This window comes from Burkholderia sp. BCC0322 (genome assembly GCF_902833045.1).
In the GTDB taxonomy this organism is placed as follows: Bacteria; Pseudomonadota; Gammaproteobacteria; order Burkholderiales; family Burkholderiaceae; genus Burkholderia.
Window position 1 is genome coordinate 1 of the sequence record NZ_CADFDU010000004.1, and the last position, 14003, is coordinate 14003.

Consider the following 14003-nt stretch of genomic DNA (forward strand, 5'->3'; position numbering starts at 1 on the left):
CTGCGCGGCGCTGTTGCGATAGAGCAGCGCGTCGCAGCGCGGGCAGCGCGCGGATTCACGTCCGCTCAGGCGCGGTTTGTGCAACAGTGCGTCGCACTCGTGGCAGGCGATAACCAAAATCGTGGCTCTTAAGATAATAACCGTTGGAAATTCTGAGCGTCGATCAAAGACACTATTGAAACAACCCTCACGGCATAGCTGGTGTGTCGTAGCCACCACCCAACGCCTTGATCAACGCAATTTCGGCAGCCAGGCGCTTGCCGCAGATGTCGGCCATCTGCACCTGCGCGTTCAACACCGGAATCTGCGCCTCGCGAGCGGAAATGGCCGATGCTAGGCCGCGCTGCGCTCGTGCCCCCGCCTCTTCTTCACCGATCTGCGCCTGCTCGGATTTCTCCCACTCGATACGAGCTTGGTCCTCCATGTTTTGCATATTTGTGGCCGCGATAGCTACATCGCGCACCGCGCCAAGCACCGCCTGGTTGTATTGCTCGATCAGCGTATTGCTGGCCGCCCGAGTCTTGCGCAGATTCGCGTTAAGACGCCCCCCATCGAAAATCGGTAAGCTCACACCCGGCATCAGGCGAAATTGAAGACTGGTGACATTCAGCACGTCTTCGATGCGGATCGAAGTGATTCCAAGCAATGCTTTGATGTCGAAGTTCGGATAGAACGCCGCCTTGGCTACGTCAATCTGGTCGAACGACGATTGAACGTACCAGCGCAGCGCAACGAGATCGGGACGATGAGAAAGCAGCGCGTACGACAACGTGGCAGGCAATTGCGGCTGCGGTTCCGGCAAAGGTCTCATCGCGATCAGCGGAAAGTCGTCCGCACCAGCACCGGTCAACGCACGCAGCACTTCGCGAAAACTGATTTCCTGCGCCTGCATCGACGCAAGCACTTGTTCGATCTTCAGCAACTCATCCTTCGTCTTGGCGGTAGTGGAGGACGTCACGAACCCTCGCGCCTGTCTCGCCGTCATCGCTACGTTCGAATCGCGCAAAATATCGCGGATCTGCTGCAGATGGACGATCTGCTGCATTACTGCCTGCAGACTGAAGTAGGTTCGCGCGATCGTCGTGGAAATTTCCAGTTCCGCCGTTGCCGCCTCGGCCAACATGGCATTCCGTGCCCCAATGGCAGCTGCAACCGCCGAGCGCTTCATTCCCCACAGATCGAATTCGTAGCCGCCTGAGATACCGATCGACGAAACGGTGCCACTGTGCGCGCCGGAGTTGTAGCCGCCATCCTCCGGATCCGGGATTGGATCGGTGAGCGGGCTGGAACTGCTAATAGACTTGGACCATTGTTGCGATACTCGCCCGATCAGTGCGGCCTGAAACTGGGTCGCAGCTTGAGCCCTCTCCACGTCAGCGCGGGCCTGCTCGATTCTCGCCCGAGCTACGCGCATGTTTGGCGAATCGCCCAAACCACGTTCGACCAACGCATCGAGCTGTGCATCGGCATAGCGCGTCCACCATCGCGAGCCTGGCCACCCGTCGCGAGCAAGGTGAATATCGTTCGCCAACCCAATTCGATCCGGCGCAATCAGCGGCCTCGTTCCTGGATCGTTGCGCATCCAGGCGCACGAAGCTAGGCCGGCAAGCATGGCCAACGAACAGACGATGCGCATGAACAATGAACCAGGCCTGGATGTGGAACCAGTCATGTGAGTCCACCACTCCGATAGATATTTTCTTCTGCGCTGGCAGGCGTTACCAAGTACTGCACACGCCCAGCCAGGCGATGTAGGCGTTCTTGCAATGCCGAATCTGCGGAGATACTCGGCGACTCGATAAGCAGCCCGGGTGGCGAATAGCCCGAGAAGTCTGGCAGCGTATAAAGTGCGTTCCCTGAGTCGATCAAGCCGTCCGCATAGCGCTTCAGACGATCAGCGATAGTGGTCTTGGCTTGATCTAACGCTCGCTTCCGCCCGGAATCGAGGCGATCGGCGTTTGACTCTGTCGCACTCCTCAGTGCTATCGCTTCGATGAGCACTTCACGCGAGTGCGCGACCACCGCTTGCAGGCGCATCAGTACATTCTCGTGTTCGCCTTCGCTTTGCTGCCAGTTCGGCTCCAGCGCGACACGCGATAGAGTTTGATCGCACGTATCGAGCTCCGCCCACGCCTGCGAGACGGAAGCCGGATCGATTGACGAATCTTCACCTTCCGGATCTTCGTCGATCAGGCGGGCAACTCGCTTCAACAACGCGCCGATCTGCATTGCCAACACCTTTCCCTCTGACTCCGGCCACAGTAAGGCGTGTGCGATGAAGGACACGCCGATCCCCACACCGACACCAACCAGACGATCGCGGATGTCGGTCAGATCGACGTTTGCCGAAAAATCGCCAAGCATCGCAACAGCAAAGGTGAACATGATCTGCATGCCGCCGTAGCTGATGCGCTCCGAACCCGCCGACAGATACGCGGAGAAAGTCAGCACCGGTAACGTGATCATCAACAAGCCGGCAATGGTGTCCAAATCCGGAACCACGAACACGGTAAACAGCATTGCGAGCCCGCCCCCAATCAGCGCACCGATCACTCTCAATTGCATCTTTCGATTCGAACCGCCGAGCGAGGGTTGTGCCACGATCAAACATGTCGCCATCGCCGTATGGATACCGGGCCAGTCGACACCAACGTAAAAGACGTAACACAGCATCATGGCCAGAACCGTCTTCAACGCGAATTGCATGTAGACCGGATTGGTGGTGGCATCAGGGGCAAGCAGGCCACTTTGAGAACCGACCTCCACCTTCGCTGGCGTCTCGCCATCGACGGCTAGAACACACAATGCATGCCACATTTCATCAAGTGGCGCATGATTGGCGTCGGCAACGCTTTTGGGCACCTCAATACCCACAAGGTCGAATCTCGTTTCCTCCTGTATGCAGGCATCTAGGCGGTGACAAGCCATGCGCAGCGCGGGAACATGCGCGGCGGCTGGAGTACCCACCTGCCTCGGCAGGCGAAGGGCCTGCTCCCGTAGCGTCGACAGCGCCAAGGCAAGCTGAAGGTGACGTGCCTGACCGGTCTGGAATGCCCTGTCCCGTGCCCAAGCAAAACGCAACAGCTTCTGTACGGTAAGCACGCCCCGCGGGAGGTCATCGCGCCCGAATGGCATGTCAAATGCCGGCTCGCCCATCAATGTCGCGAGCGCACCGTCGACTTGCATCAGTTGACGATGCGCCTCCTCCTTTAACTGGAGGAGCGGCTCGACCGGCAAAAGCAACGCATTGATGAGTACGCAGACCAGGAGCGGATAAATTGCGGCGATCCAAACCCACAGGATCCCTCGCACCACCAGCTCTGCACTGGGAACCAGATCAAAATATCCCTGCACGTTCGCAATCACCAAGGCGATCATGTAAAACACGGGGCCCAGCCTAGATACACGCATCATGAACAGACACCCAAGCATCAGCATAACAACTAGCACGACACGCCAGGCCGGAAAGCCATACGTGAATTTGGCCAGCAGAATGGACACGGCGATTGCCAGGGTAATGCCGACGAACATCACAGGTGCGACTAGGCGTGTCAATACAACGTTTGATTGCGTGGCAAAAAATACAATGAACAACGACATCGGCAGGAAAGGCACTTGCATCGCCTGCGAGGCGATTATCACGATTGCACTTGATAACAGACAGCGCAGCGCGATGTTCCAACGCCCCGGAAAGGCACGCAATTCCACCGACAAGAACTGAATCACTGTCGTCGCATTGCGTCCGAATGCTTTGGTCATGTCAGGGCCGGATCGATTCTCGTGCGGCATGCTCGCCGCGATGCAGGATTGCGATAGCCGAGGCGCCGAGCCGGAACAGCGATTCGTCGGGAGACTCGACCTTGATCTTGACGGGAAAGCGCTGGGAAACATGAACCCAATTGATCGTCCTGGCGACTCGCGGCAATCCGTCTAGCAACGCACCTCCATCAGTTGGTGTAACGCCGTACCCGACCGAGTCAACCACCCCGTCGAATCGATGACTGGTATCACTCATCACATACACAGTGGCACGCGTACCCGGTTTGATTTCCTTCAGATCCGTTTCGCGAAAATTTGCCACGACAAACCATTTGTCAGCGGCAATTAGGGTAAAGATCGGCTTCGACGGCGACGAATACTGGCCCACCCTCGTGTCAAGCGCAACAATTCGTCCATCGAATGGTGCCCGCACAGTCGTGTATTCCAGGCGCAGCGCGGCCTCGACAACCTGCGCTTGCGCTGCCGCCTTTTGCGCGATCAGCGCGGCGACGCTGCTAACCGCAGCATCTGCTTGCCGAGCTTGTAATTGCGCCGAATTGAGCTGGGCCTGCGAAGTCCGCTGGGCCGTACGTGCCTTGTCCACGTCCTCAGGCGCTGCGTAACCTTTTTCGAGCAGCGGTTCTAGCCGACGTAGCGTGTCGTCGGCCTGTTTCGCATTCGCTCTCGCCGCCGCCACAGCAGCTTCCATTGCCCGTGCGTTGAACCGCTGCGAGTCGACCGTCCTCTGCGTCAGCTCGATTTGCTTGTCAAGCACATCGAGCTGGGCCTTGGCCTGAGCCAGCGCGGCCTCAAAAGGACGAGGATCGAGGCGGAACAGTAAGTCGCCCTTTTTGACCCGCTGATTGTCATGCACGGGCATCTCGACAATGCGACCGGCAACTTCCGACGTCACGTTGACTTTGTCGGCGTAGACATAGGCATCGTCGGTCTTTGGCGATCGGTCGTTCAACCACAATGTCAAAGCCAGTAACGCAAGCGCTGCCACGGCGATTATCAAAGCGATAACCTTGCTCTTCTTTTCTGAGGCGGCACGTGTACTCATACTCGTCGTTTCCGGTCAGTGGTAGAACACAAGAATCCAAATGGATGCAGCAAAAATCGCCGTCAAACCGGGATAGCTGAGCGGCAGAGGCTGAAGCAGAACGACCCACCGCGTCGCGCCGAGAATGAGATGAACTACGACAGTCGCGAACACGCCTCCTGCGATGCAGAACAACCAATCCGGAAACGCGGCACCGAGAAGTACGATTGACGGCGCCCTCGAGCAACCCGCGAGTAGAAGACCGACTAGCATCACTGCCCTTGCCGGCACGCGTGCCGGCTGCCGCCGAGCACGCGCGTTTCGAGTTTGATTCGAATGCGTCATGAGTTTTCAAGCGCCGGAAAATTTACTGCCGTTATCGATCGACTTCACGGCAATGCGAAATATCATCGCGGCATCCACTCGGGGCGACACGACCCAATCGGGCGAATAATCGGATCGTCCCAGTATTCCGGCGTTTTTGACATTTCGACCTGCGAACCCAAGCGCGTGAATTCGCCAAATGCCGTTTCCCCTGTTTGTAGATTGGGCGGGAGCGGCTGATGGGAATCGCCAAGCGATTCGTATTTCAGAAGGGTATTCGTATCGACATATCCGATCGCCTGCTCAAGCATGATGGTTTGAGCCAGACTTACCGATACCCGATAACTGCCACCTTCCTTTGCCCTGCGCATTAATGCGGCCTGGACTCCGATGGACGCCAGATAGCCGGTCATGAAGTCACAGACGACGTTGACGTCGTTCGGCATCTGCGGTTGATCGGCGGACCCAATATCGCAGAACAACCCGGTGAGTCCGCCGCCGATAAAGTCGTATCCGATCCAGTCGGCCCACGGCCCTTTCGACACGTTCAAACTGACATCGACACAGATGATGCCCGGCCTATGCTGAGCTAGCGTTTGTGCTGAAAACCCGCGACGGGCAGCCATGTTTGGACGCAGGTTCTGAACAAAGACGTCTGCCTCCCGCGCGAGAGCATAAATCTCTGGCCTGTTGGCATCGACCCTGACGTCCATGAAAGACTGCCTGATGCCCGGATAACACTGCCAGTAGATAGCCGGCAACTCCACCCAGTGCGGCGCGTTCAGATTCAGGCAATCGGCGCCCTGCGCCGCCAGTTGACGCAATACGGTAGGCCCGGCGACAACATGAGTCATCCCCAATACCCTAAGACCCGAGAGAGGGCGCACCCCATTCGGAAGAGGTTCGGCCGGGCTGTCTCCGATTTTCTCGATATGGATAAGCGGCGCGGCAGCGTTGCTCACGCATTGCATCGTTGCCCGATATTCCTCGCTGGTTCGACAGATCGCAAGTGGAACACCGGCGTCTTGCGCCGCCCTTTCCAGATCTGCCGCTTCCCACTGCCGGGTCGCTCGTTCAAGTTGCTGAGGCAACACGCCACAGTTCAATAACTTGCAAACTCTCTCCGTGTTGGACGCATAGAGTGATGTTAGGATGACCCATCGATTGTCTCGGGTCGGAAGCAACTGAGGGCCCAACTGCCCTATGTCCCCCCCCATCATCTGCGACGTACCGTTTATCGTCGTGTAATGCGCCAGATTTTCTTGCCAGGGGCTTTGGGTTACGTACGACTTCCTGAGATCGACATGGATGTCTTGCCCTTCGCCCGTTCTTTCCTTCCACAGGATTGAGGTCGCAATCGAATTCGCGGCGATGATGGCCGCCGACATCGCTCCGACTTTGATATGCGTTCTGCGAATCGGATCCATACCGGCGAAGGAGAGACCTCCCCCCTGCTCCGATCTGTCCAATCCAGCCTCACTCAAGATCAGGTCCACAACCTGAGTCAGGTCATCGTGATTATTAACGACTGGATAGTTTCGCATATCCGGACTCTCTTATAAATTGAATCGATGACGATACAGTTCTCACTGGGGCGCCATTCTATTGCTAGCCCGTCAAGCCCACTCAATAAGGAAGATTTTTTTCATTGCCCTTTGCCTGAAGGATCTTCATTAGCACATCATCGCGAGCAGATATGACGCCATTCCGTTTTACGCGTTTCAAAATTTCACTAACACCCAACTCCATCGCATCAATATTTTCCGGTGTGATTTTTTCAATACGCCCTAAATCAGCCCACCAAGTCTCCAATGCCGGCCCAAGGTGCGTCATCATGTGCCTTATCCCGCCATCTCCTCCGCCAAACTCCCCGTTAAGGAATTGACCAAGAACCGCCCAGCGCAACCCCGGGCCATGGGAAATGGCGATATCAAGATCCTCAAGACTCGCAACATTTTGCTCGAGCAAATACAACACCTCGCGCATTACCGCCGCCTGAATGCGATTCGCGATATGTCCTTTGATTTCTCGATTCAAACGAATCGGTTTTTTCCCAATTTTCCTATAAAATTGAATTGCCTTTTCAACATTTTTGGGTGCCGTAAACTTCCCCCCCACCACTTCGACAAGAGGTATTACGTGCGGAGGATTGAATGGATGGCCAAGCAAAATGCGTTCTGGATTTAGCGCATCTTCTTGAAAATCAGAAACACAGGCTCCTGATGAGCTGCTCGCGACGATGACGTCTGATCGGATCGAATGCGTGATATCCCGGAACAAATTCCGCTTTAAGTCCAACCGCTCTGGCCCATTTTCCTGAACGAAATCTACATCATTCAGCGCTTTATCCAGATCAGTTGAAAATGACAGACGGCTTTTATCCGCCCCCTCATCCAATCCCACTTTCTCCAGAAATTCCCAGACGTCGTCAATAAATCCAATCATCTTCTTCTCGGCATCGGGATTTTTATCCACGGCTCGGACCGTGAATCCTTTCGCAAGAAAGTAGGCGGCCCAACTCATCCCAATGACACCGCACCCGACGATTCCGATATTTTTCACATTGAAGCTATTTTTCATATGGTCTTTCGTGTTTCGTTGAATAGACAGCGACCATTCGAATCCGAGGCTGTTGCGAACGAATCGAGTGGGCCAACGCAATGACATGTTCAGTCAAACGAACTTCGTTGCGCGTGGCGACGGAAGGTCGTTAAGCAACTTACACATCTTCACCCCACCTTGTTAATACAACAATCGGTTTAACAAAAAATAAACATTGAATATAATAAAATATATTAACCATTTGATTTTCTCCAATTCAAACCAACCTTTATATAGTTCCATTTCGATTCTGTGACCACGATGGTGAGGTGGCGTTTTGCCGGCGTGATTCGCGCTGACGAGGTGCTGGCGCGGGAAACGTCGCGACGCACGACGGGATCCTGACGAAATCCTTTCTCGCGATCTTCGACATGAATCGTTGCGCCACGTCAGCGACAAGTCGGGCGAGTTCGTTTATGGTGCGAGGGAATGCAGCGTCGTCTCTTTCCTTCCGTCGAGAATCCGCGATGAAATGCCTGCCACGCGCCATCTTCGCCGCCCTCGCTTTCACCGTCGCGCAAGCCGCGCTCGCTCAGGCGCCGGGAACGGTGCAACTCGAGGACATGACCTGGACCGAGCTGCGCGACAGCATCCGGGCCGGCCGGACCACCGTCCTGATTCCGATCGGCGGGACCGAGCAAAGCGGCCCGTACGTCGCGCTCGGCAAGCACAACGCGCGGGTCAGGGTACTGTCCGAGCGGATCGCGGAAGGCCTCGGCAACGCGATCGTCGCGCCCGTCATCGCCTATGTGCCCGAGGGCGGCTATGCGCCGCCGACGTCGCACATGCGCTTCCCGGGCACGATTACCGTGCCTGACGACGTCTTCGAAAAAACCCTCGAATCCGCGGCCAACAGCTTCCGGGTGCATGGCTTCACGAACATCGTGTTTCTCGGCGACCACGGCGGCTACCAGAATGACATCAGGCAGGCGGTAGCGCGGCTCAACAAGTCGTGGGCCGGCACGGGCGCGCGCGCGTTCGTGCCGGCCGCGTATTACGGCACCAGTTCCGACGGCTATGACCAGATCCTGCGCGAGCACGGCGTGCCGGCCACGGATATCGGCACGCATGCGGGGCTGGCCGATACATCGCTGCTGCTGGCGGTCGCGCCTGGCATGGTCAGGGGCGACAAGCTGCGCAATGCCCCGAAGCCCGGCGCGGTCGACGGCGTCTACGGCGGCGATCCGCGCCATGCGAGCGTCGAACTCGGCCGGCTCGGCACCGACGCAATCGTGTCGCGCACCGTCGATACAATCCGAAAGGAAATCGCCGGCCGCTGACGCAGCCGCGCCATCGTGCTACCTTTGCCGTCGTTCCATTCGATCGAACAGGGACATCGTCATGCAAATGCGTTTTCGCCGTCACATCCGCTTTCCCCGACTCGCGATCGTCATCGCGGTCGCGCTGGCCGGCTTCGGCGCCCACGGCGCAATCGCGGCGTCGGCCGTCGCGGCCGTACCCGGCATGCCGCCCGTCATCCACCCCGACAACCTGTACAGCGAGGCGCAGGCCGGCCGCATGAGCGCGGCGGTAGCAGGCGCGTTGCCGCGCATCTATGTGCCGAACCTGAGATCGAACGACGTCTACGTGATCGACCCGGCCACGTACAAGGTCGTCGACCGGTTCACCGTCGGCCGCAGTCCGCAGCATGTCGTGCCGGCATGGGACCTGCAGACGCTGTGGGTCGCGAACAATGCGGAAGGGCGAACCGACGGCAGCCTGACGCCGATCGATCCGAAGACGGGCAAGCCGGGCCAGGAAGTGAGTGTCGACGATCCGTACAACATGTATTTCATGCCCGACGGCAAGGAGGCGATCGTGGTGGCCGAGGCGCATGCGCGGCTCGACTTCCGCGACCCGAAGACGATGGCGCTGAAGTCGAGCCTCGATGTGCCGCAATGCAAGGGCATCAACCATGCCGACTTTTCGATCGACGGCCGGTATGCGCTCTTCACGTGCGAGTTCGGCGGCAAGCTCGCGAAGATCGACCTGGTGAATCGCAAGGTGATCGGCTACCTTGAACTCGACCGGAAAGGGATGCCACAGGACATCCGCGTGTCGCCGGACGGCAGGGTGTTCTATGTCGCCGATATGATGGCGGACGGTGTCTACGTCATCGATGGCGACCGCTTCACGAAGATCGGTTTCACCCCGACCGGCGTCGGAACGCACGGGCTGTATCCGAGCCGCGACGGCACGAAGCTCTATATCGCGAATCGCGGCTCCAATCGCGTCCACGGGCCGCGGCACGGCAAGGGCAGCGTATCGGTGCTCGATTTCGCGACCCGCAAGGTGGTCGCAACCTGGCCGATTCCCGGTGGCGGCAGCCCCGACATGGGCAACGTCAGCGCGGACGGCAAGACGCTGTGGCTGTCGGGCCGCTTCGATGATGTCGTCTATGCGATCGACACCACGAGCGGCGCGATCCGGTCGATTCCCGTCGGCATGGAGCCGCACGGCCTGACGGTGTGGCCGCAGCCGGGGCGTTATTCGCTGGGCCACACGGGGAACATGCGGTAGGGCGGCGGCCGGTCGGCACGTGCCAACCACCCGAGGCAGGAGCCCGGTGCGCAAGTCGCGCACGCCGGGATCTGTGCGGGGGGGCTGTCCAGTAATGGGCATTCATACCGCGACACCAGGCCCCCTTCCTATAGACAAGCGGGCGATTCGTGTTCGATGTCGGTTTAGGCGATTGGCGAGCGGGGAGAGCGGGCGGCCGACTTGTCGGACACGCGTGATTTCCGCGCACTTAGTCGATGGCGGCCGTAAGCCGTCAGCGGCGTAGTGCCAGCCGGAGGAGGTAGTTCGTGGGGTTGATCCATGCAAGCGGGCGAAGCCCGCGCAATGCGGCGGCGTAGCCGCTGGTGGAGTTGATCGCAGCGCTTCGTCACCTGGTGTTGAAGTTCGTAGATACTACTAATGGTGTCCGTTCGTGCGCTAATCGCGTCCCGCGATTCCGCTAATGGCGGTACGGCGAGGGTCGAGCTGCGGAACCGAGCAGCAGCAGGCCGTTGGCGAGGTGCTTCCATGAGGTGCGCTGAAATCCAAACGATGGTGCTGAAGCGCGGCATAAGTATACTCCATGGCCCAATTTAGACAGCCTCCACGGCCCTGGAAAACAAGTAATAATTTCGCGACCCCGGTTTTGGATGAGGGGTATATTGTTGCGCACACATTCAATTTGTTGACCATCTGTTACGTGCACGCAATACCCCTGTCACGAGCGCCTTTCTTCTTTACGCCGCTCGTGAGCCACATGGGCCGGCCAGGATTTCATAGACACTCACGAGCCGTTTAGCGCGTAGCGCCACTCAAACTCGACAGGTGACAAGTCGCCGGCGGAACCATGCCGGCGAATCGGATTGTAGAACATCTCAATGAATTGAGTACGTCCGTGGCAGCTGTAGCCCTGTTCGGGTAGATGCGTCGCTTGATTCGCTCCTTCTTCAACGCACTGAAGAAGCTTTCGGCAACGGCGTTATCGTGGCAATTACCGCGACGACTCATGCTCGGCACCATATGGTGAGCCCTCAGGAATGACTGCCAGTCATCGCTGGTGAACTGACTGCCCTGATCCGAATGCACCATAACGCCGGGCCCGGTTTGCGTTTCCAGACTGCAGCCAGCAAAGCCGCAATACCAGGTCGCTGGTCATCGTTGATCGCGTGGCCCAGCCGACGATCTGACGCGAGTACAGACCCATGACCGCCGCCAGATACAGCCAGCCTTCATAGGTTCGAATATACGTGATGTCGGTAACCCAGACCCTGTTCGGCGCGTCGGGGGCGAACTCCCGATTTAGGACATTGGCCACCACGCCGACCGGGCCGCCACGATAGCGAGGCTTGCTGCCGTAGCCAACCTCGGCGCGCAAACTTTCTATCCGCATTAACCGGAGCACGCGGTGACGGCTGCACGTCTCGCCCGATTCTCGCAAATCCACCGTGATTTTTCGGTAACCGTAGACGCCGCCGCTGCTCAGCCAGTGATGCTTGATCAGACCCAGCAGCCGGTCGTGCTCGCGCTTGCGCGCACTGCCTGACTGACGTTGCCAAACGTAATAGCCGCTGCGATGAACGCCGAGCACTCGGCACATCGTCCGCAGACAGTGCTCGTTGATATGGGCCCGCATGAACGCGTATCGGCATTGCGTTCGCCAGCGACGATGGCGCGGATGATCTTCATGCCGGTGGCGCCCGTCACATCCTCCACCACTTGATGCAGTTGAACGTTCATCAGTGTCAGCGCCTTTTGCATGTGCTGGATGTGAGACGCTGCGTATTCCAGCAGACGCTCGCGCTGCCGCAGATATGAGCGCAGCGTCGCGACGTCTTGGCTCGGACGGAAGCTCGCTCGAAGTAGCCCGTAGGAGTGCAGCTGCTGCAGCCATTGCGCATCGTTCACATCAGTCTTCCGCCCCGGCACGTTCTTCGCGTCGCGGGCGTTGACGATGACCACCTCGAAACTGCTCGCCTCCAAGACCTCGAACACCGGAATCCGGTAGACGCCTGTCGATTCCATCGCCACCGTGTGAATCCCGACCTGCTTGAGCCAGCCGACAAGCTCGTGAAGCTCTTTCGTGAAACTCCGGAATGAACGCACGGGTTCGGGGTCACGTTCATCGCCGACCGCGACCACATCAAACTGCGCACCGATGTTGATCGCGGCCGCGTTCGGATGAACCACAGAATCCTGTAAGTCTGTCGTCGCCCCAAACGGTACCCATGTTGAACTACCCGTGCGGTCGGCGCCCCGTTCATCCGTGCTCCGCCCTTCGTCTTCTGCCACCTACACTGACGAAGCATCGTCCTGAAGTGAATGGAATACCGAGCAGCTTCCTAGGTAATTTTTTGGGCACGACAAAAAATACAGCTATCAACGGCTCGAGTTCATAACACCGCGCGCCTCTTTTGCCCTTTCGGTCGTTTTACGAAAGACCCCGCCTTGGATTTGGGCGCGTCGCAGCAACGAGTAGTCACGGCGCGTGATAATTATCTGATACTGGTCTCGCAAGATGGTCTCGATGCGTCGCCAACTTGGATAAATATCCTGGGAGAGCAACGTCTGAACTATCAGCACAGCGCAAGCTAAAATTCTATCGCGTCGCTCGATCTCGCGCGCGACTGCCGCGTCCAAGCGCTCTTGTTGACCCAGCCGGGCAATTTGACGCACCAGTTCGGGAAAATGCCTATGCAGCACGCTGCGGTCCAAGGCAAGTTCTCGGGCGACCGCACGCATGCGGCCACATGGGCGGTCACCCGCCGCATAGCTCGTCAGCACGTTCCTGATGTACTCCCAATCCTCATCGCGATGGAATGCTCGGGGTACTGCCGTTGCCATTCCAACCGGCAGCGCTCGAACAGTCGCATCGGTCCAGGCAACTTGTGAGCCTCGCAGAAAATCAACTAGCGGGATATCGAACACCCAACAGATGCGAAGCACTGCGCGAATCGACGGATACGATTTCCCGGAGCGCCACGCACAGATATTCGACGCCCGGGTTGCGCAAAATTCGGCGAACCTCACCGCCTTCCGATTCGCCATCGCTTCTATACCAACCTCCAGCATACCGGGCCAATTCTGAGGCGATAATTCATTCAGCCGTTCCGCGGGAAACGCCAGCAGCGCAGCAAAATTCTCTGCGACCCATTGATCATATTGCGACGCCAGGCAGAACCCTCGGATATCTGCATTTCCGCCCAACCAGCCGCCACATCGGGAACAAAAACCCGATAGCCGTCGCGGGTCAAGTTCGTGGCAGTGCGTAAATCCACACTGCGGGCAGATATTGGTCAGACTGCAGCGATGCTCTGGACAGCTTCGAACAAGGCCCACGGACCAGATCAGGCGTTCATAGATTCGCCGACCTTGCTCGATATCTTCTTGTAGACAGATTGGACACCATCGACGCGAATTAGTCAGCCAGCCGGTAATGTTGCCAATTGTGCGGTGAATAGGCAAAAGCGTCAGCCGCTCTAAATCTTGCCGACCAACAAGGGGCTCGAGACACCGAATCCAGGCTTGCGCCGTTTTGCCCGCCCCATTGACATACCCCAGTCGCTGTCCAGAGGCAAACGGCCGCTTTTTCCCTGTCGCAGTCGTCGTCGGCCAATCCACGAAAGTGCGTACCAACACACTTACCGGGACTTGGGCATCGGCGGCCATGTGGACAACATAGTCAGACAGCTTTTGACGCGCAGCCGAATCGATAGCCTGGGGCACCGTGGCAAACAGCGCCCGCTCCGGCATCCGATATCGCGAGTCGTACACCTGCATG

General features: G+C 58.0%; 9 protein-coding genes and 2 pseudogenes. 2 read left to right on the forward strand and 9 right to left on the reverse strand.

Features of this window, described 5'->3' with window-relative positions; genetic code table 11:
• Positions 1-187 precede the first annotated feature (187 nt).
• From HWX39_RS13190 to HWX39_RS13215, 6 genes are all read right to left on the reverse strand, one after another.
• A complete protein-coding gene (locus HWX39_RS13190) occupies positions 188-1672 on the reverse strand; it encodes an efflux transporter outer membrane subunit (RefSeq protein WP_175968532.1) in 1485 nt (494 codons plus the stop codon).
• Positions 1669-3759 (reverse strand): FUSC family protein, encoded by a 2091-nt coding sequence (locus HWX39_RS13195; protein WP_175968533.1) that lies wholly within the window; start codon positions 3757-3759, stop codon positions 1669-1671. The genes HWX39_RS13190 and HWX39_RS13195 overlap by 4 nt, the downstream gene beginning before the upstream one ends.
• A gap of 1 nt (position 3760) precedes the next feature.
• Positions 3761-4822, reverse strand: a complete 1062-nt coding sequence (mdtN, locus tag HWX39_RS13200) for a multidrug transporter subunit MdtN (RefSeq protein WP_175968534.1) — start codon at positions 4820-4822, stop codon at positions 3761-3763.
• A 15-nt stretch (positions 4823-4837) separates the two neighbouring features.
• Positions 4838-5146 (reverse strand): YtcA family lipoprotein, encoded by a 309-nt coding sequence (locus HWX39_RS13205; RefSeq protein ID WP_347879571.1) that lies wholly within the window; start codon positions 5144-5146, stop codon positions 4838-4840.
• Between the two features lie 62 nt (positions 5147-5208).
• Positions 5209-6669 carry a CoA transferase gene (locus HWX39_RS13210; protein WP_175968535.1) on the reverse strand — a complete coding sequence of 487 codons (1461 nt, stop codon included), beginning with the start codon at positions 6667-6669 and terminating at the stop codon, positions 5209-5211.
• Positions 6670-6751: 82 nt separating this feature from the next.
• On the reverse strand, positions 6752-7705 hold the full coding sequence (locus tag HWX39_RS13215) for a 3-hydroxyacyl-CoA dehydrogenase NAD-binding domain-containing protein (RefSeq protein WP_175968536.1): 954 nt from the start codon (positions 7703-7705) through the stop codon (positions 6752-6754).
• 488 nt (positions 7706-8193) lie between these two features.
• On the opposite strand from HWX39_RS13215, the gene HWX39_RS13220 reads away from it, so the two are divergent.
• Together HWX39_RS13220 and HWX39_RS13225 are read left to right on the forward strand one after the other, a co-directional pair.
• Positions 8194-9006: a creatininase family protein gene (locus tag HWX39_RS13220; protein ID WP_175968537.1), complete on the forward strand. Its 813-nt coding sequence runs from the start codon at positions 8194-8196 to the stop codon at positions 9004-9006.
• 61 nt (positions 9007-9067) lie between these two features.
• Positions 9068-10246: a YncE family protein gene (locus tag HWX39_RS13225; protein WP_175968538.1), complete on the forward strand. Its 1179-nt coding sequence runs from the start codon at positions 9068-9070 to the stop codon at positions 10244-10246.
• Positions 10247-11009: 763 nt separating this feature from the next.
• Here the strand turns inward: HWX39_RS13225 and HWX39_RS13230 are convergent.
• The 3 genes and pseudogenes from HWX39_RS13230 to HWX39_RS13240 form a co-directional block, all read right to left on the reverse strand.
• A pseudogene (locus tag HWX39_RS13230) lies at positions 11010-11876 on the reverse strand (IS3 family transposase); the annotation flags it as partial.
• A gap of 95 nt (positions 11877-11971) precedes the next feature.
• A pseudogene (locus tag HWX39_RS36210) lies at positions 11972-12514 on the reverse strand (transposase); the annotation flags it as partial.
• An 87-nt stretch (positions 12515-12601) separates the two neighbouring features.
• The gene (locus tag HWX39_RS13240) at positions 12602-14002 is read right to left on the reverse strand and encodes a TniQ family protein (protein WP_175968539.1); all 1401 of its coding nucleotides are present in this window, start codon (positions 14000-14002) and stop codon (positions 12602-12604) included.
• Position 14003 lies beyond the last annotated feature (1 nt).